The organism is Dyella agri, assembly GCF_044904705.1.
In the GTDB taxonomy this organism is placed as follows: Bacteria; Pseudomonadota; Gammaproteobacteria; order Xanthomonadales; family Rhodanobacteraceae; genus Rhodanobacter_A; species Rhodanobacter_A agri.
Genome location: NZ_JADIKL010000011.1, coordinates 24,145 through 42,705, shown reverse-complemented (window position 1 = coordinate 42,705; position 18,561 = coordinate 24,145). Strand labels below are relative to the sequence as shown.

The window sequence follows — 18,561 nt, the reverse complement described above, 5'->3', positions numbered from 1 at the left end:
CTTCCCCCCTGTTGTGCTGCCACCCGTGCACGACCGCTCACCACTGAATACCGGCGCCGATGGATACGCCCGCGTCGCCGCGGCTGTCGGCGGAGCCGGTCAGCTTGTAGACCCAGCGGCCGCCCTCCGAAATCGTCGATATGCCGATGGCTATGCTGGATTCGCCGCGGAAACTGCCGCCCGCCATGGCCGCCATGCTCTTGCCCGGCTCGTAGGCCTGCGGCAGGCCGGCGGCGGCCAGCGCGGCCGCCACGCCCGCGTTGGCGCGATTGCCCAGCTCTTGCACTTGATGGTCGGTATAGGCATTCGCCCAGTTCACCGCCTGCTGCATGCCGCTCTGCAATTGGCCGACGTTCACCGCATCCATTTGCGCCGTGCCGGCGCCCACGTTGTGGATGACGGTGCCGGCGTTGCCATTGCCCAGGGTGATGTTGCCGTAGTCGACGCTGCCGTTGCTGTTGGTGTCGTAACGCACCGTGCCAGCGGTGGAGGACTGCACGGCCGAGTCGAGCTGGCCCACATTCACCGCATCGGTCGCCGCGGTGCCTGCAGCCACATTGGTGATCTGCCGCTCGTTGCCGGCGCTGCCCACCGACACCGTGTTGGCGCGATTGGCCACCGAGCCGGCACCGATCGCTACCGAGTTGTTGGCGCTGGCGTTGGCGCCGTTGCCCATCGCCACACTGCCGGCGCCGCTGGACGTGGCCTGCGGACCGATTGCGATGCTGTTGCTGCCGCTGGCCGTGGAATCGCCGAGCGTCGAGTTCACGTTGAAGTACTTCACGCTACCGCTGCCGCTACCACCCGGCTTGATGTTCTGGATGTCGTTGTAGAGGCTGTAGTTGCTGTACTGATTGGCGGTGTCCTGGGTCCACCCCCACAACTGCGAGCCGTTAACGGCGTCCGTGCTGGTGGCGCTCACCGCGCCCGACGCCAGGTTGGTGATGAGCACCGCCCCACTGCCTGCGCCGACCAGACCGATCGTGTCGGTGGCGTTGCCCGCGCCATCAGCGTTGTATTTCACCGCAAGCTTGTCGGTCCCCTGGACGATGTTGGCCACCGCCTGCAGCTGGGCCAGGTTCACGGCGTCGGTGGCGGAGGAGCCCGCTGCAAGATTGGTGATCTGCCGCTCCTGCCCGGGCGAACCGATGGACACCTCCCCGGCCGAGTTCTGCAGCGCCGTGAGGCCAAACGCGCTGTAGTTCGCAAGCGCGCCGCGGCTGGCGATGGAATCGAAACCCAGCGCCACGCTGTTCGCCACGCTGGAAGTGGCGCCCGCGCCCAGAATGGTCTGCGCATTCGCCGTGCCGGACGCGCTGTCGCCGATCACCACCGAGTGGCCGAGACGCGTCGCATAGTCGGCAGTCGGCACGCCGCTCGGATTGTTCGGGTCGTTGGCCCCGTTGCCGGGGAACGCGGTATTCGCATTCACCGTCGGCAAGGTGTGGCTGGCATTGGTGCCGATCACCACCTCTTCCGAACCATTGGCCGAAGCGCCATCGCCCATCAGCACCTGGTAGTCCTGTGCCGCGTTCACGGCCCAGCACGACTCCCTCAGCACACCCAGCACATTGAGGCAGGTGGAGGCCCAGGCAGGTGCCCCGGTCGGCAGCACCAGGCCTAGCGTGCCGCCGTCCGCACCATTGTTGATGTCGGAGATGTAGTTGCCCGAAGTGACGCCACCGATCAAGGTGAGGTGCGAGTTGGCGCCGGTGGCGCCCAGCGTGGTGCCACCTGTTGTGGTGAGCACGGTACCCACCGGGGTCGAGTTCAGCACCGGCAGGCCCAGAAGGTTCAGCGTCGAATACCCCTGGCTGAAGTTCGCGTTGCTTACCTGCAGGCTGCCGTTGGTGATGTAGCCGTTCGGATTGGAGTTGGTGAACAGCGAGCTCTCGCTGGAACCGAGCAATTGCGTGGAGGTGCCCACCACGCCGCCGTTGCCGATGATCAAACCCGAGGGCGTCGCACTGGGCGGCGGTACCACAGGGACCGCCGCAGGCGTGATGCTGGCCGTGCCTGGGCTAGCCAGCGACAGCAGATTGTTTACCGGGCCGAACAAACCGGCATTGCCTGCTCCGGCAGTGTTCATCGCCGCACCCAGCGTCTGCCCCAGCTGCCCCACGACCGGCCCCGCTACCGGCAGTTGCGACGCGGTATCGGTCACATCCTCGACCGCCTGGCCGACGAGGCCCGTCGCGCTCCCATTGCCCGAAGCTACCGAGGCGAGCGTGCCACCGATCTGGCCGGCCAAAGGACCGGCCACCGGCAGCTTCGCCAGTGGATCGGTCACGTCACCGATCACCGTGCCCAGCGCGCCCGCCGCGTTGCCGTCTCCCGAAGTGACCGGCTTCAATGCGTCGCCCAGCTTGCCCGCGGTCGAACCGAGCACAGGAAGTTCCGAAGCCGTACCCGTGACGCCGTCGACCACCTTGCCCACCGCAGCGGTGAGGCCAGGGGCCACCGCCGTGCCATTGCCGATCGGTGCCGTCGTCTCCCCCAGGGTCTGGCCGACCTTGGCCACCACCGGTCCGGCACCCGGCGTGTGCGCCAACGTGTTCAGCGTATCGCCCGCCACCACGCCGAGCTGGCCTTCCAGACCACCACCGAGGCTGCCGCCCGAAGTCGCTGTCTTCAGCGCCTGACCGGTGCTCGCCACCGTGGAGCCGACCACCGGCAAACCAGCGGCGGTATTCACCCCACCACCCACCACGGTGCCGAGCACCGTGCCCGGATCGCCATGGCCGGAAGTGACCGAAGCAAGATCGCCACTTAGCTGTCCGACGACGGGGCCAACCGCGGGCAGCTTCGATGCGGTGTCAGTCACCGCATCGACCACACCGCCCACCACACCGGAGGGGTGGCCACCACCCGAGGTCACCGTGCCCAGTGCCTGGCCCACCTGCGCCACCACCGGGCCGGCTACGGGCAGCTTCGATGCGGTGTCCGTCACCGCATCGACCGCACCACCCACCACGCCAACGGGATGGCCGCCAGCCGAGGTCGCCGTGCCCAGCGCCTGGCCCAGCTGCGCCACCACCGGGCCCGCCACCGGCAGCTTCGACGCCGTATCCGTCACCACATCGGCCACACCGCCCACCACGCCGCCTGCGCCGCCCGTCACCACGCCGGAGACATGGCCCTCGGCCGCCGTACCGGACGCATGCACCTGGCCGGAAACAAGCACGCGGCGACGATCGGCAGCCAGCGGCTCGACCACCGTCGGCGCACCCACCGTCGCGCCCACGCCCACGTGCGCCGGGGGCACCGCGGCGACTATCGCGCCGGCCAATCCATCGACCGCCGAAAGTGCCTTCCCTGCCACCGGCAGCGGGGAGGCCGCCTGCGTGACTGTCGATAACCCGCTTGCCAGCCCGCGCGTGTCCAGTCCGGCATGAATCGTCGCGCCGCGCCGGTCAGCGCGCAGCTTGGCGCGCACGGTAGCCACCGGCGTCGAGGCAGCCGCGTCTGCGTGCAGCGCCGCTGCCGGAAGTACCGATGCATCTGCCTGCGCCTGCGATACCACCGGGGGCAGCTGTACTCGCGCGGCGGCGGAAAGTCCGCCTGCCGCAGGCGCAGGGCTGTATTTGTCCACCAGGGACTGCAGGTCGGCCAGTTTGGCGTCGCTTACGCTTTGCGCATGCGCAGCAGGACCATGCAGGATGCCGGCGATGCCGAGCGCGATGGCGGACAGCAGCAGCGGCAGGCGCCCCGCTTGGCCATGACCAACTTCCACGCGCGGGGAATGAGCCAGCTCGGAAACGGCCACCAGCGCGCCGCGCGCACGGCACCAGACCAGGCGATAGATGCGATTCATGATGATGCCCCCTTGCCGATGAGTGAACCCCCGGCGCCCGGTCTTGCGCTGGGCGACGACAGCACGAGTGCGCTGCAACTTGCGGCAGAGGTGCTGCGGGATCATTCAAGCGCGCGGCCAACGCCCGCCATGAGCCAATCCGGCAGTGCGTTATGCGTATCCGGCAACGCAGGGGGCGTATCCGGCAAGCGCATGCACGAATACGGCAAGTCGACTGGGAGGCGCCGACGGCGCAGGCCGCGTGAAGGCCGGCCTCATGCCGCGCCGGCGACCAGCCGGGTGAGGCTCGGCGACCGGCCAGCCCCGATCAGCCTGCTTAGCCGCCGGCGTCGGCCGGGATCGATTCAGTCCGCCCCGCGCTCGCTTCCGAAACGCGGCAGATTCCAGCGGTAGCGCAACGACACGAAGCGCAGCGCGAAGCACAGCAGAATCGGCAGCCAGGTGGCCCACAGCACGGACCAACCGAGCCGCTCGCCCAGCACCGCCAGCGCAGCGGCGGCGCAGGCCGCGCTGGCGTAGATCTCCCGCTGCAGCACGATCGGCACGCGGGCCAGCAACACGTCGCGGGCAAGCCCTCCGCCGATCGCGGTGACCATGCCGAGCAGGATCGCCACTTCCGCATTGGCGCCGGACAACAAAGCTTTGTGCGCGCCGTATACCGCGAACAAGCCCAGGCCCATGGCATCGAACAGCCGCACCGGATACGTCAGCCGTTCCACCTGGCGGTAGGCCACGACCGTGGCGAGTGCGGCGACCACCGCGGTGAACAGATAGCGCCAATCCGCCAGGCCGGCCGGGGGGATCGCGCCGATGCACACGTCGCGTGCGATGCCCCCGCCACAGGCGGTGATGTAGGCGATCGCGAGAATGCCGAAGAGATCGAGGTCGCGGCGCCGCGCCGCAGTGGCGCCGCTGATCGCAAACGCGAAGGTGCCAGCCAGGTCCAGCAGGTTGAACAACAGTTGCTCGTTCATGTGGCTGGCTCAGGCGGGCATGCCGACACTGCGGCGATGCCCGCCATTGAACCAGCTTCAGCTCAGCTTGCGCGAAATGGCGAAGAACACCAGATTGCCGAGGCCGGTGGCGCCCGCCAGCACGGCGATCATGCCGGGGGTGACGTCCTCCCAGCCGAACCACTGGATCAGGCCAAAGCCCAGCGCCACCGACAGCAGCACGATGCCCCAACGCAACGAGGAATAACGACGGCGCACCTCCTCGTCGTGCAGCACCGAAGCGACCAGGTCGGCCGAGCCGCCAGCATCCAGCATGCGACGGCGCGTCACCGCGTCCACGCAGATTTTGATGGCGTAGGTAATGCAGACAAACAGCGAAATCGGGACCAAGATGCCGTGATTCATGGCTACCTCCTTGAGGGGAAAGGGTGATGACGGGTTTCGGAAACATGGATACCGGTCACCGGCCAACGGTTGCAGTCGACGCGCTGCAACCGTCGCGCGCCTGCGCGTATCTCTTGCGCCATGGATGACTCACACGCCTCCGACCGCGCCCTGGTCGACGCCGCGCTGGCCAACCGGCCCGGCGCGTTCGAACGCCTCGTGCGCGCGCACCAGGGGCTGTGCTGGCACATCATCCAGCGCATGGTGCGCAACCCGGAGGACACGCGCGAGTTGTGCCAGGACACCTTCCTGCGCGTGCACCAGTGCCTGCACCAGTACCGCGGCGAGAGCGCGCTGAAATCCTGGATCGGCCGCGTGGCGTACAACATCGCCCTGCGCCACCTACAGCACAAGCGCATCCCGCTGGTCGAAGCCTACGACGACGACGGCTGCTCGCCGACCGAATGCGTGGCCGACGATTTCGACCTCGAGGCCGCCTGCGTGGATGCGGAAACCGCCGCGCACCTGCATGAGGCCATCGAGGCGCTGCCGCCGCTGCAACGCACGGTATTGACCTTGTACTACCTCGAGGAAAACTCCATCCCCGAGATCGCCCACATCACCGGGCTCGCCAGCGGTACCATCAAGAGCCACTTGTTCCGGTCGCGCCTGCGCCTGCGCGAGGCGCTGGAAGCCCGGACGGGAGTTGCAGCATGAACCACGAACACGACCTCCCCCCCTTCGCCGACCCCGCGCACGAGCGCGAATGGCAGGCACAGGAGCGCGCCTTGCAGGCCGAACGCCAAGGCCTTGACCCAGCCGACGGCGATGCACTGGTGCGCCGCTACCGCCTGCTGGCGCGCAGCTTGCGCCAGCCCATGCCCGAAGCCTTGCCGGCGGATTTCGCGCGGCAGATGGCCGACCGGGTCGCCGTTGCACCGGCCGGGCGGCAGGCCACCGACCCACGCTTCGAATCCACCCTGGCCGGCGTGCTCGCTGTCGCGCTGCTGGTGGCCGGCTGCGTGATGCTCGCGGATTACGGCAGCGCCTGGCTACCCGCCTTTCGCGATCTGCTGCCGGCATCTGGTGCACCGGCAACCGGCTGGCTGCTGGCGCTGGGCGGTTGCCTCGGCGCGTCCTGGCTGCTCGGGCTGTGGCAGCGGCACACCCCGGGGCGGGTCGCCTGAGCCACCGCACCGGCGCATCCCCCGAACGTCCTCCGAACACGGGCCGGACGATCCGTTACGCTTCGCAACCGATCCCGCTTCCGTCGGAGCCCCTATGCACCTCGAACTGCCGAACACCCGGCTGGCGTCCCTCAAGGATTTCGCCAGGCACTACCTGATGATCGTGCTCAGCATCCTCACCGCGCTGGGGCTGGAGGCGTGGATCGAGCACACGCATCATGCGCATGCGGCGGCGGAAGCTAGCCAGCGCATGAACAGCGAGCTGCACAAGGTGCTCGACAACATCAAGCAATCCACCGCGATGAACAAGAAAAACCTGGCGATGCTGCTTGCACTCGATACGCAGGTGTCCGCCGATTTGAAGGCGAACCTCGACAACGCGACGATCAACCGGAAGATCCAGGCCAACCGCGACAACTTCCTGCTCAATTCCAACTGGCCGACGATGTCCAGCGTCGCATGGGATACCGCCCTCGCCGACCAGTCGGCCGGCTGGCTCGATGCCAACGCCCTGCAGCGTTATTCAACCGCCTATACCGCCGAACAGGAACTGGGCACCTGGCTGCAGCACGACTCCACGCTCGTGCTCAACGCCCCGCATCTGGTGGATACCCTCACGGACCTGCAAACCGTCCACCCCGTCGATCCCTACGACTTCCTGCGCTCGTTGAAGCAGATGGAGATGATGCTCAGTTCGATGGTCTCGCACCTGGACTACGCCGCCAAACGCATCGCGCCGGCAGTCGACGGCAGCGCAGTCAGCAAGCCCGCCAGCACGTGATTCGCGCCGGCCTGCGCCGGCATCGCCACCGACCGCACCGCGTAACCCGCGCCAGATCGATCAAAGCTCCAGCACCGCATCCAGGCCACGGTGCAAGCCGGCCAGCGTGGACACCTTGCGGATCGCCAGCAGCGCGCCGTCCACGTAGGGCGTGGCGCTGCCACCTGCGTTGTGGCGGATGCTGAGGGTCTGGTCCGGCAGACCGAAGATGGTCTCGGCACCGAGCACGAAACCCGGCAGGCGCACCGCATGCACCTGGCTGCCCGCCAAGGTGCCGCCGCGCGCCTCGCGCAGACCGCGGGTTTCCTCCAGCGGCACTTCCAGCCGAGGCTGGCGCACCTTGCCCATGCGCGTGGCCAGCTCGCGCACGGTGCCGCTGGGTGCGTCGGGCTTGCCGGCGTAGGCGTAGTCGATGATTTCCCACTGCGGCAGGATCTTCGCCGCCATCTCGGAGAACTTGATCAGCAGCACCGCGGTCAACGCGAAATTGCCGCAGGCAAGCACGCCGCGGCCACGCTCGCGCGCCACCGTGTCGATCCGCGCATAGTCCTCGTCGGTGAGGCCCGAGGTGCCCACCACCACGTGGGCGCCATGTTCCAGCGCCGCAAGGATGTTCGCCCGTGCGGCATCGGGGTGGGTGTATTCAACGAAGACGTCGCAAGGCGTAGCCAGCGCCTCGGCTGCGCTGGCGAACACCGGCGCCGTGATGGCGGTATCGCCCAGTGCCGCGCCCAGCAGCTGACCCGCATGCCGGCGCGACACCGCGGCAACCAGTTCCAGGTCCGCACTGGCGGCGATACCGCGCGCCAGTTCCGAACCGGCCCAGCCGGTGGCACCGGCAAGACATACCTTCAGCGACATACTCACCTCGCGGGCTTGCGCACCACGTTGCAGCACAGTGCGGCAATCACTTCTTCTTCGGAATGTAGAGGTCGGTGATGGTGCCTTCGTAGACCTCGGCCGCCATGCCCACCGATTCGCCCAGCGTCGGGTGCGGGTGCACGGTGAGCGCGATGTCGGCCGCCTCGGCACCCATCTCCACCGCCAACGCCAGCTCGGAGATCAGGTCGCCCGCATTCACGCCGACCACGGCGCCGCCGACGATGCGATGCGTCTCTTCGTCGAAGATCAGCTTGGTGAAGCCCTCGGTGCGCGCGATGCCGATGGCGCGGCCGGAGGCCGCCCACGGGAACTTGCCCACGCCGACCTTGAGGCCCTTCTCCTTGGCTTCGCGCTCGGTGACGCCCACCCAGGCCACTTCGGGGTTGGTGAAGGCGACGGACGGGATGACGCGCGCGTCGAAGTGCGCCTTGTGGCCCGCCGCGACCTCCGCCGCCACGTGCGCCTCGTGCACTGCCTTGTGTGCCAGCATGGGCTGGCCGACGATGTCGCCGATGGCGAAGATGTGCGGCACGTTGGTGCGCAGCTGCGTGTCGACGTTGATGAAGCCGCGATCGGTCACCGCCACACCGGCCTTCTCGGCGCCGATCTTCTTGCCGTTGGGCGAACGGCCCACGGCGACCAGCACGCGATCGAACACGGCGGTTTCGGGGATGCTCTCCCCTTCGTACTTGACCTCGATGCCCTTCTTGCCGGCCTTGGCCTCGGTCACCTTGGTCTTGAGATGGATGCCCTTGACCTTGCCGCCGAGGCGCTTGGCCAGCGGCTTCACCAGGTCGGCGTCGGCGCCGGGGATGATCTGGTCCATGAACTCGACCACGGTCACCTCGCTGCCCAGCGCGGCATACACCGTGGCCATTTCCAGGCCGATGATGCCGCCGCCGACGACCAGCAGCTTGCCCGGCACGTCCTTCATTTCCAGCGCGCCGGTGGAATCCATCACGCGCTCATCGTCCCACGGGAACGCGGGCAGCTTCACCGATTGCGAACCGGCGGCAATGATGGCCTGCTCGAAGCGGATGAGCTTCACGCCTTCGGCGGTATGGACTTCCATTTCATGCGGCGACACGAAGCTGCCGGTGCCGATCACGGTGCGCACCTTGCGCTGCTTCGCCATGCCGGCGAGGCCCTTGGTGAGCTGACCCACCACGCTGGCCTTGAAGTCGCGCAGCTTGTCGATGTCGAGCTTGGGCTTGCCGAAGGTGACGCCGTGCGCGGCCATCGCCTCGGCTTCGTCGATCACCGCGGCGGCGTGCAGCAGCGCCTTGGAGGGAATGCAGCCCACGTTGAGGCAGACGCCGCCCAAGGTGTCGTAGCGTTCCACCAGCACGGTGTCGAGGCCGAGGTCGGCAGCCCGGAACGCACCGGAGTAGCCGCCGGGGCCGGAGCCGAGGACGACGAGCTGGCAGGTGATGTCCGGGTTTTTCCCAGTAACCGCCGCCGCCTGCGGCGCCTTCGCCTCCCCTCCCTTTTGGGGAGAGGATTGAGGTGAGGGGGCGGGGCTTGCGGGAGCGCCCGGCGAGGCCGAACCCTCTCCCCCAGCCCCTCTTCCGGAGGGAGCGGAGAGCGGAGCGCCGGCGTTTCCAGCGGGAGAACCGGCGCCCTCCGCCTCAAGCACCAGGATCACGGCGCCCTCGGAGACCTCGTCGCCCACCTTCACCTTGAGTTCCTTCACCGTGCCGGCGGCGCTCGACGGCACTTCCATCGTCGCCTTGTCCGACTCCAGCGTGATCAGGCTCTGTTCTTTCGTCACGGTGTCGCCGGCCTTCACCAGCACCTCGATCACCGGCACGTTGTCGTGGCCACCGATGTCGGGGACCTTCACTTCGATCGTGTTCGCCATGGGGAATCCTTCGTCATTCTTTTCGCTCGATGGGGCGGCGGCGCAAGCCCAGCCCCTCACCCCCAGCCCTCTCCCCGCAGGGGGAGAGGGAGCCGGAGGTCAGAGCAACATGCGGCGGATGTCGCCGAGCTGCTTGGCCACGAACACGGCGAAGCGGGCGGCCAGCGCGCCATCGATCACGCGGTGGTCGTAGGACAGCGACAGCGGCAGCATCAGGCGCGGCTCGAATTCCTTGCCGTTCCACACCGGCTTCATCGAGGCCTTGGAGACGCCGAGGATGGCCACCTCCGGCGCGTTGACGATGGGCGTGAACGCGGTGCCGCCGATGCCGCCCAGCGAGCTGATCGAGAAGCAGCCGCCGGACATGTCGGCGGGACCGAGCTTCTTGTCGCGCGCCTTCTTCGAGATCTCGCCAAGTTCGCGGGCGAGGTCGAGCAAGCCCTTCTTGTCCACGTCGCGGATCACCGGCACCACCAGGCCGTCGGGCGTATCCACCGCGATGCCGATGTGGAAGTACTTCTTGAGGATCAGCTTCTCGCCGGTCTCGTCCAGCGAGGCGTTGAACTGCGGGTATTCCTTCAGCGCCGCCACCACTGCCTTCATCTGGAACACCAGCGGGGTGATCTTGAGGTCCTTGTTCTCCTCGCCGAGCTTCTTGCGGAAAGCCTCCAGCTCGGTGATGTCAGCTTCCTCGTGCTGGGTGACGTGAGGGATCATCGCCCAGTTGCGCGCGAGGTTGGCGCCGGAGATCTTCTGGATGCGCGAGAGCGGTTTTTCCTCGATCGCGCCGAACTTGCTGAAGTCCACCTTCGGCCACGGCAGCAGGTTGAGCCCGCCGCCTGCCGCCACGGTACCGCCGCTCACCGGCCGCGCGCCCGAGGCGAGCGCGTGCTTGACGTAGGCGCTGACGTCCTCGCGCACGATGCGGCCGCCGCGTGAGCTGCCCTTGACCTGGTGGATGTCCACGCCCAGCTCGCGCGCGAAGGCACGCACCGCCGGGCTGGCGTAGGGCGCGTCGCCCGGCATCACGATGTTGGCGTCGAACGGCGGGCGCGCCTGCGGCGGCACATCACCTTCCGGCGCATGGCCCGGCTCGGGGCGACGGCTGGCCGGGGCTGGCGCCTCCGCCGTCGGCGCCTCGACCTTGGCCGGCGCAGGTGCTGCAGCGGGAGCCGGCGCGGCAGCGCCGCCGTCGGCACTCTCGATCAGTGCGATCAGCGCGCCTTCGGAGACCTCGTCACCCACCTTCAGCTTCACTTCCTTCACCACGCCGGCGAACGGCGCGGGCACTTCCATCGTGGCCTTGTCCGATTCCAGCGTGACCAGGCTCTGGTCCTTGGTCACGGTGTCGCCGGCCTTCACCAGCACCTCGATCACCGGCACGCCATCGTGGCCGCCGATGTCGGGTACGCGGGCCTCGCGCACGCCACCGGCTGCGGGCTTCGGCGCCTCGCTGCGCGCGGGTTCCGCGGCCTTGGCAGGGGCAGCCTGCTTCGGGGCTTCCGCCGGCGCAGGTGCAGGTGCCGCGGCCGGCTTTGCGGCGGCGCCGTCGGCTTCGATCAGCGCGATCAGCGCGCCTTCGGAGACTTCGTCGCCCACCTTCAGCTTCACTTCCTTTACGGTGCCAGCGAACGGCGCGGGCACTTCCATGGTCGCTTTGTCCGACTCCAGCGTGATCAGGCTCTGTTCCTTTTCCACCCGGTCGCCGGGCTTGATCATCACCTCGATCACCGGCACGTTGTCGTGACCGCCGATGTCGGGTACGCGGGCTTCTTGGATGTCGGCCATGGTGTCTCCTGCGAATGGCGAGGGCAGACCGCGCGGGGGGACAGGGGGCGGCCGCAAGGCTTCCATCATAGCGAACGGGGCGCTCCAGCGGCAGCTTTCGCCGCACTTGGCGCGCATGCGCATACGTATGCACGGCGTGACGAATCCTGGCCGTGACGAAAGTCCCGTGACGTGAGGCCCATGCGGCGCGCCGACCCGCTCGGCCACACTGTGCCCACCGGCCCGTCACCGCCCACGGCACCAAGGAAGCCATGCTCAGCATCCGCCACCTGTCCAAGACCTACGCCAACGGCGTGCGTGCGCTGCGCGACATTTCGTTGGACATCCCCAACGGCATGTTCGGCCTGCTGGGACCCAACGGCGCGGGCAAGTCCTCGCTGATGCGCACCATCGCCACGCTGCAGGACCCGGACGAAGGCTCCATCCGGCTCGACGACATGGACTTGCTGGCCGACAAACAGGCCACCCGACGCCTGCTCGGCTACCTGCCGCAGGAATTCGGCGTGTACCCGAAAGTTTCGGCCGAGGCGATGCTGGACCACTTCGCGGTGCTGAAGGGCGTCGTCGCGAAAGGCGAGCGGCGCGAGCTGGTGGAGGCGCTGCTGCGCCAGGTGAACCTGTGGGACGTGCGCAAACGCAAGCTGGGCAGCTTCTCCGGCGGCATGCGCCAGCGTTTCGGCATCGCCCAGGCGCTGATCGGCGACCCGCGGCTGGTGATCGTGGACGAACCCACCGCCGGCCTGGACCCCGAGGAGCGCAACCGCTTCCTGAACCTGCTGGCCGAGATCGGCGAGCGGGTGGTGGTGATCCTCTCCACCCACATCGTGGAGGACGTCACCGATCTCTGCCAGCGCATGGCGATCATCGGCCAGGGCCAGCTGCTGCTGGCCGGCGAACCGTACGAAGCGATTCGGGCGCTGGAAGGCCGGGTCTGGCGGCGCATGATCGACAAGGCAGAGCTGGACGGCTACCGCGCCCGCATGAACATCTTGTCCACCCGCCTTGCCGGCGGCCGCACCTTGCTGCACGTGCTGGCCGACAGCCTGCCCGAGGCGGGCTTCGAGCCGGTCGCCCCCGACCTGGAAGACGTGTATTTCGGCCGCCTGCGCGCGCAGGTCGCTACGCGCGCCGCCTGACGCCACGCCCGCCGGGAAGGAAACCATGCTCTTCGAGATCCTCCGCTTCGAGCTGCGCCAACAACTGAAGGCGCCGTTGTTCTGGATCATCGCCTTCGTGTTCGGGGCGCTGGCCTTCATATCCGCCAGCACCGATGCGGTGATGCTGGGCGGCGCCAGCGGCAACGTGCTGCGCAACGCGCCGCTGGTGATCGTGCGATTGCTCGACAACCTCACGCCGCTGTGCCTGCTACTGGCGGCGGCCTTCGTGGCCGGCGCCGCGCTGCGCGACTTCGACTACGGCACCTCGGAGCTGGTGTTCGCCACGCCGCTGCGCAAGCGCGCCTACCTGGGCGGGCGCTTCGCCGCGGGCTACCTGGTGATGGTGGCGATCATGCTGCTGTGCGCGCTGGGGCTGGCGCTGGGCGGCAGCATGTCGTGGGTCGATGCGGCGCGGCTGGGCCCGTCGGACTGGCACGGCTACGCCTGGGCGCTCGGCGTGATGGCGTTGCCGAACCTGCTGTTCATCGCCGCGGTGCTGTTCCTGCTCGCTACCGCCACGCGCTCGCTGCTGGCCACCTTGATTGGCGTGATCGCCTTCATCGTGCTGCTGTCGATCGCCAAACTGCTGACCCAGGACGTGAGCCACCACGCGCTGGCGGCGATCCTCGACCCGTTCGGCAGCCGGACGCTGCAGATCGTCACGCGCTACTGGACGCCGGACCAGATCAACCGCCAGCTGCCGCCGCTCGGTGGCCTGCTGCTGTTCAACCGGCTGCTGTGGATCGGCGTCGCGCTGCTGCTGGCCGGCACTGCGTTCGCCCTGTTCCGCACCGACCGCGAGGGTCTGAAACTGCGCCGGCGCGTGCGGCGCACCGAACCGCCGCTGCTGCGCCCGGCCGCCATGGCTGCCACGCTGAGCCTGCCGACGGTACGGCGGTCCACCGATTGGCGCGCGCGCCTGGTCCAGCTGCGGCACCTGCTGGCGTTCGAGACCTGGAGCGTGCTGCGCGGCGTGCCGTTCCTGGTGATGCTGGCCTTCGGTCTGGTCAATACGCTGTTCGCCTACGCCCTGGTGGCGCGCATCTACGTCACGCCCACCTGGCCGGTGACGCACAACTTGCTGGAGATGCAGCGCTCCGGCATGCAGTGGCTGCTCTACGTCATTGTGATGTTCTACGCCGGCGAGCTGGTGTGGCGCGAGCGCAATCAGCACACCGCCGAAGTCAGCGACGCCTTCCCGCTGCCCGACTGGATCGCGCTGGCCGCCAAGCTGGGCGCGTTGCTGGCGGTGATCACGGTGTTCCTCGGCGCAGGCGCCGTGCTGGGCATCGGCTGGCAGCTGGGCCATGGCTACACGCACATCGAGCCCGGACTTTATCTCGGCACGTTGGCGCTGCAGGCGATCCCGTTCGTGCTGCTAGCGGTACTGGCGCTGTTCCTGCAGGTGGCCACCAACAATCGCTATCTCGGCTACCTGCTGGTGGTCCTGTGGTTCATCAGCCAGCTGGCCTTTCCCTGGCTGCACTGGGACCACAACCTGTACAACTACGCCGGCGCGCCGGACGTGCCGTATTCGGACATGAACGGCTTCGGCCACTTCATCGTCGGCGCGCTGTGGTTCGACGCGTACTGGGCCTGCCTCGCGCTGGCGCTGCTGGTGCTGACCGCGCTGCTGTGGGTGCGCGGCACCGGCCAGGGCTGGCGCGAACGCATGCGCAAAGCGCGGGCGCGGCTGCACCCCGCGTCGGCGGCGGTGCTGGCCGCCGCGTTGCTGGGCTTCGCCGGCCTTGGCGTGTGGATCTTCTACAACACCAACGTGCTCAATCATTACCAGGACGGCGCGGCGCAGCAGCGCGAACAGGCCGACTACGAGAAGCAGTACGCGAAGTATGCCGACCTGCCGCAGCCGCGCATCACCGCGGTGAAGGCCGACGTGGATATCTACCCGTACCAGCGCCGGCTGCGCATCCATGCGCACTACACTCTGGTCAACAAGCGCGACGTGCCGGTGACCGAGCTGTTGGTGAACTACGCCGACGATTTCGCGCCGAAGGCGCTCGCGTTCGCGCCACACGACACGGCGAGCTTCGACCGGCGCCTCGGCGTGGCCGTCTACACCTTGAAGACGCCGTTGGCGCCCGGCGCATCGATGCCGTTCGACTTCGACATCGACTACGCGCCCAAGGGCTTCACCAACGGCACCGGCGAAACCTTCCTGGTGCACAACGGCACGTTCTTCAACAGCCAGATGCTGCCGCAGTTCGGCTACCAGGCCAGCCGCCAGCTCACCGACCGCAACGACCGCCGCAAGTACGGCCTGAAGCCCGATGTGCCGCGCATGCCGCCACTGGACGACGAGAAGGCGCGCGCCGACACCTATCTGTCCAACGACGCGGACTGGATCAGCTTCGATACCACCGTCTCCACCGCCGCCGACCAGATCGCGCTGGCGCCGGGCACGCTGGAGAAGGAGTGGACGGAGGGCGACCGCCGTTACTTCCACTACGTGATGCAGCAGCCGATGCTGAACTTCTATTCCTATCTTTCCGCGCGCTATGCGGTGAAGAGCGTGGACTGGAAGGGCGTGAAGATCTCGGTCTACTACAACCCGGCGCACGCCTGGAACGTGGACCGCATGATCGAGGGCGCGAAGGATTCGCTGGACTATTACGACAGCCACTTCACGCCATACCAGTTCAAGCAGCTACGCATCCTGGAGTTTCCTGGCTACGCCTCGTTCGCGCAGTCCTTCGCCAACACCATTCCCTACTCCGAATCGATCGGCTTCATCGCCGACCTGCGCGACCCTGGCCAGATCGATTACGTCTACTACGTCACCGCCCACGAAGTGGCGCACCAGTGGTGGGCGCACCGCGTGATCGGCGCGAACATGCAGGGCTCCACCATGCTCAGCGAATCGCTGGCGCAGTACAGCGCGATGATGGTGATGAAGCACAAATACGGCGCCGACCAGATGCGCCGGTTCCTGAAGTACGAGCTGGACAGGTACCTGGCCGGACGGGCCACCGACAAGGTGGCCGAGGAGCCGCTCGCGAAGGTGGAGGACGAGCAGTACATCCACTACAACAAGGGTTCGCTGGTCTTCTACGCACTGCAGGATTACGTAGGCGAAGACAAGCTCGATGCGATGTTGAAGCAGTTCCTCGTCGACAAGGGTTTCCAGCAGCCGCCCTACGCCACCTCGAAGGAATTCATGGATGCGCTGTCGGCCGCGCTGGGACCGAAATCGCAGCCGCTGCTCGACAGCTTCTTCTGGAAGATCGCCCTGTTCGACAACCGCCTGCAGGACGCCACCGCGAAAAAGCTGCCCGACGGCAGGTACGAGGTGACCATGAAGGTACACGCCGGCATGGCCTACGCCGACGGCAAGGGCAAGGAAACCCCGGCGGCACCAAATATCCCGATCGAGATCGGCGTGTTCGCCGCCTCGCCCGGCGACGGCAAGGACGGCAAGCCGCTGTACCTGGAAAAGCGCTTGCTGCCCGAGGGCGACAGCACCATCACGGTAACCGTGGACGGCAAACCGGCGATGGCCGGCATCGACCCCTACAACGAGCTGATCGACCGCGTGCCCGACGACAACCGCAAGGCGGTGACGCTGCAGTAGAGGGGCGATGGCTGGCGGCTGGAGATGGCGGCACCCGGACCTTGAGGCAGATCGCGCCGCATCAGCGGCGCGAAACTTCATCGGCGCAAACAGTCACCGGTCCGTTATCGCCATCCTGCAGGCAGTCAAACGCCCCCTCAGCCACCCTTCGCCGGCACCTGCACCACACTCACCTCATGCGCAGCTGCCGGCAAGCTGAGCTCGCCGGCATCGATGCGCCGCTTCACCGCGCGCAACAACGCTGTCTGCGTTGACCACACATCCGGGCTGTTCACCCAGCCGCGCAGCACCAGGGTCACGGTCTGGCCGGCGATGCCGTCTACCCATACGCCCGGCGCAGGCTCGGCCAGCACCAGTGGCTCGTCCACCAGCACCTGCTGCAAGGTGGCCATCGCTTGCGTAAGGTCGTCGCGCCAGCCCAGGCCGATCTTCAGGTCGACCCGGCGCGTGCCGCGGCGGTTGAAGTTGAGGATGGCGTCGCTGCCTACCTTGGCGTTCGGCACGATCGCCTCGCGATTGTCCGGCAACACCAGCAAGGTGTGCATGAGGTTGATGCTCTGCACCGTGCCGTCGATGCCGCCGGCGGTAACGTAATCGCCCACCCGGAACGGCCGGAACATGATCAGCAGCACGCCCCAGGCAAGATTGGAGAGCGAGCCCTGCAAGGCCAGGCCGATGGCGAGTCCCGCCGTGCCCAGCGCGGCCACCATCGGTGCCGGCGATACGCCCAGCGCGGCCAGCGCCATCGCCACCAGCACCGCGATCAGCACGCCATAGACCAGGTTGCGCAGGAAGCCGACGAGGGTGTCGTCCACTTTCGCCCGATGCAGCGCACGCTGGGTGAAATTCGCCAGTCGTGCGGCCAGCCACGTGCCGATCAACAGGATCAGCAGCGCGCCGAGCAGACGCGGACCGATGTTGGCCGCGATGGTGGAAAGGTCCACGGAGGCAAGGCGGCTCAACAGTTCGTGCATGGCGGTCACCCGGAAAGACTGGCAGCGAGCCTAGCAGCAGGATCGTGTTCGCCGCGTCCCTACCTTTGCCTGCGCCGCACAAACCCCCGCAGTAGCGGTTTTTTATGTCGCGCAGCGATGACCCGAAGAACGATCGCCGAGGATGGTGGCCGCAAAAAAAATGCCGCGGGCGGCATCACGCCGGGCGCGGCATGTCACCGTGCGGGGAGCGCACGGATCTTGGGGGTATCAGCGCCCGGCGACTTCGTCACCGTCTGCGCCGCTCTGGCTGTCCCTGCCTTTGCGATCCCGATTGTCCGTCAGCAGTTGCAGCGGCTGGCCGTCGGCGAGACGAAAGTGGAACTGCCGCTGCAGATCGTTCATCTCCGCCAGGCGCGGACAGATCGCCTTGGCGCGCGCCTCGAGTTGCCCCGAACGCGCCTTCATTTCCTTTTCCATCGACTGGTCGACCGAGTCGGCACGGGCCTCGAGCTCGCTGGCGCGCCCGGTGAACAGCGACCACATCACGCTGCGCGTCAGCGCGCCGGCCAATTGATCACTGGCCGCGCTGACCGGTTGCTCGATCGCGTCGGAGAAATCCTGCTGGCTCCAGTGATCGGCGTTGATGTTGGCCTCCAGCCCGCGCAACGCTTCCATCCGCGACTGGTTGAGCTGATGTACCAGGGCGTCACGGCGGTGCTGGCTGCCGCCCAAGGTGGCGGCCACTGTGTCCAGCGCGTCAAACGCGATATCCACGGCGTCGTGCGCGATGCCTGCCATCTCGGGCAGCAGGCCGCGCATGTCCGCTTCGTAGCTCCGCAGCCGCACCGCATCGTCCGCCGACACCGCGACCGGCTGCCCATCGACGCGCAACGTGCCGTCGTGCATGAAGACCGCGTTCGGCCGCGTGCCGCCGCGACTGAATCCGATGCCCGCGGGTGTCACCTGTACGTCGTAGTTGCTGTTGTAGCCACACTGGTCGCCGTTCACATGGACTTCGCCGGCCTGCGCCTGCAGGCCGAAGGCGAGGCCGATCGCGAAGACGAGCGCCGCCGTTGTGCCGTGTCTGGACATGGAAACCTCCCGTGACGCGGGCCTCTTGGCCCAATGCCGGTCTGGATGTGCCGACCCGCCCGAAAGGTTTGACCATGTAGCCGGCGGCGGCATGCGCCATGCGTCATACCCTGCCATCAGTCACGGGCTGACGCCCCG

General features: G+C 67.6%; 13 protein-coding genes. 5 read left to right on the top strand and 8 right to left on the bottom strand.

Translation table 11 applies throughout. The features are described 5' to 3' along the window. Positions 1-37 precede the first annotated feature (37 nt). The 3 genes from ISP14_RS16205 to ISP14_RS16195 form a co-directional block, all read right to left on the bottom strand. Positions 38-3,814: a YadA-like family protein gene (locus ISP14_RS16205; RefSeq protein ID WP_404541793.1), complete on the bottom strand. Its 3,777-nt coding sequence runs from the start codon at positions 3,812-3,814 to the stop codon at positions 38-40. A gap of 344 nt (positions 3,815-4,158) precedes the next feature. Then, positions 4,159-4,788 carry a trimeric intracellular cation channel family protein gene (locus tag ISP14_RS16200; RefSeq protein WP_404541792.1) on the bottom strand — a complete coding sequence of 210 codons (630 nt, stop codon included), beginning with the start codon at positions 4,786-4,788 and terminating at the stop codon, positions 4,159-4,161. 57 nt (positions 4,789-4,845) lie between these two features. After that, positions 4,846-5,172: a hypothetical protein gene (locus ISP14_RS16195; protein ID WP_404541789.1), complete on the bottom strand. Its 327-nt coding sequence runs from the start codon at positions 5,170-5,172 to the stop codon at positions 4,846-4,848. Positions 5,173-5,292: 120 nt separating this feature from the next. On the opposite strand from ISP14_RS16195, the gene ISP14_RS16190 reads away from it, so the two are divergent. From ISP14_RS16190 to ISP14_RS16180, 3 genes are all read left to right on the top strand, one after another. Continuing rightward, a complete protein-coding gene (locus tag ISP14_RS16190) occupies positions 5,293-5,868 on the top strand; it encodes an RNA polymerase sigma factor (protein ID WP_404541787.1) in 576 nt (191 codons plus the stop codon). After that, positions 5,865-6,338 (top strand): hypothetical protein, encoded by a 474-nt coding sequence (locus tag ISP14_RS16185; RefSeq protein ID WP_404541786.1) that lies wholly within the window; start codon positions 5,865-5,867, stop codon positions 6,336-6,338. The genes ISP14_RS16190 and ISP14_RS16185 overlap by 4 nt, the downstream gene beginning before the upstream one ends. A gap of 94 nt (positions 6,339-6,432) precedes the next feature. Next, positions 6,433-7,119, top strand: a complete 687-nt coding sequence (locus ISP14_RS16180; protein ID WP_404541785.1) for a hypothetical protein — start codon at positions 6,433-6,435, stop codon at positions 7,117-7,119. A 60-nt stretch (positions 7,120-7,179) separates the two neighbouring features. On the opposite strand, the gene dapB is transcribed toward ISP14_RS16180, so the two are convergent. From dapB to aceF, 3 genes are all read right to left on the bottom strand, one after another. Continuing rightward, positions 7,180-7,980, bottom strand: coding sequence for a 4-hydroxy-tetrahydrodipicolinate reductase (gene dapB, locus ISP14_RS16175; protein ID WP_404541783.1), 801 nt, complete (start codon positions 7,978-7,980; stop codon positions 7,180-7,182). A gap of 46 nt (positions 7,981-8,026) precedes the next feature. Beyond that, on the bottom strand, positions 8,027-9,862 hold the full coding sequence (gene lpdA / locus ISP14_RS16170) for a dihydrolipoyl dehydrogenase (protein ID WP_404541782.1): 1,836 nt from the start codon (positions 9,860-9,862) through the stop codon (positions 8,027-8,029). A gap of 99 nt (positions 9,863-9,961) precedes the next feature. Next, the gene (gene aceF, locus ISP14_RS16165) at positions 9,962-11,650 is read right to left on the bottom strand and encodes a dihydrolipoyllysine-residue acetyltransferase (RefSeq protein WP_404541779.1); all 1,689 of its coding nucleotides are present in this window, start codon (positions 11,648-11,650) and stop codon (positions 9,962-9,964) included. Between the two features lie 251 nt (positions 11,651-11,901). On the opposite strand from aceF, the gene ISP14_RS16160 reads away from it, so the two are divergent. Continuing rightward, positions 11,902-12,786: an ABC transporter ATP-binding protein gene (locus tag ISP14_RS16160; protein ID WP_404541777.1), complete on the top strand. Its 885-nt coding sequence runs from the start codon at positions 11,902-11,904 to the stop codon at positions 12,784-12,786. Between the two features lie 25 nt (positions 12,787-12,811). After that, on the top strand, positions 12,812-16,396 hold the full coding sequence (locus ISP14_RS16155) for an ABC transporter permease/M1 family aminopeptidase (protein ID WP_404541775.1): 3,585 nt from the start codon (positions 12,812-12,814) through the stop codon (positions 16,394-16,396). Positions 16,397-16,533: 137 nt separating this feature from the next. Here ISP14_RS16155 and ISP14_RS16150 read toward each other — a convergent pair whose 3' ends face one another. Further along, positions 16,534-17,370 (bottom strand): mechanosensitive ion channel family protein, encoded by an 837-nt coding sequence (locus ISP14_RS16150; protein ID WP_404541774.1) that lies wholly within the window; start codon positions 17,368-17,370, stop codon positions 16,534-16,536. Between the two features lie 228 nt (positions 17,371-17,598). Next, positions 17,599-18,516: a DUF2884 family protein gene (locus tag ISP14_RS16145; RefSeq protein WP_404541772.1), complete on the bottom strand. Its 918-nt coding sequence runs from the start codon at positions 18,514-18,516 to the stop codon at positions 17,599-17,601. Between the last annotated feature and the right edge of the window lie 45 nt (positions 18,517-18,561).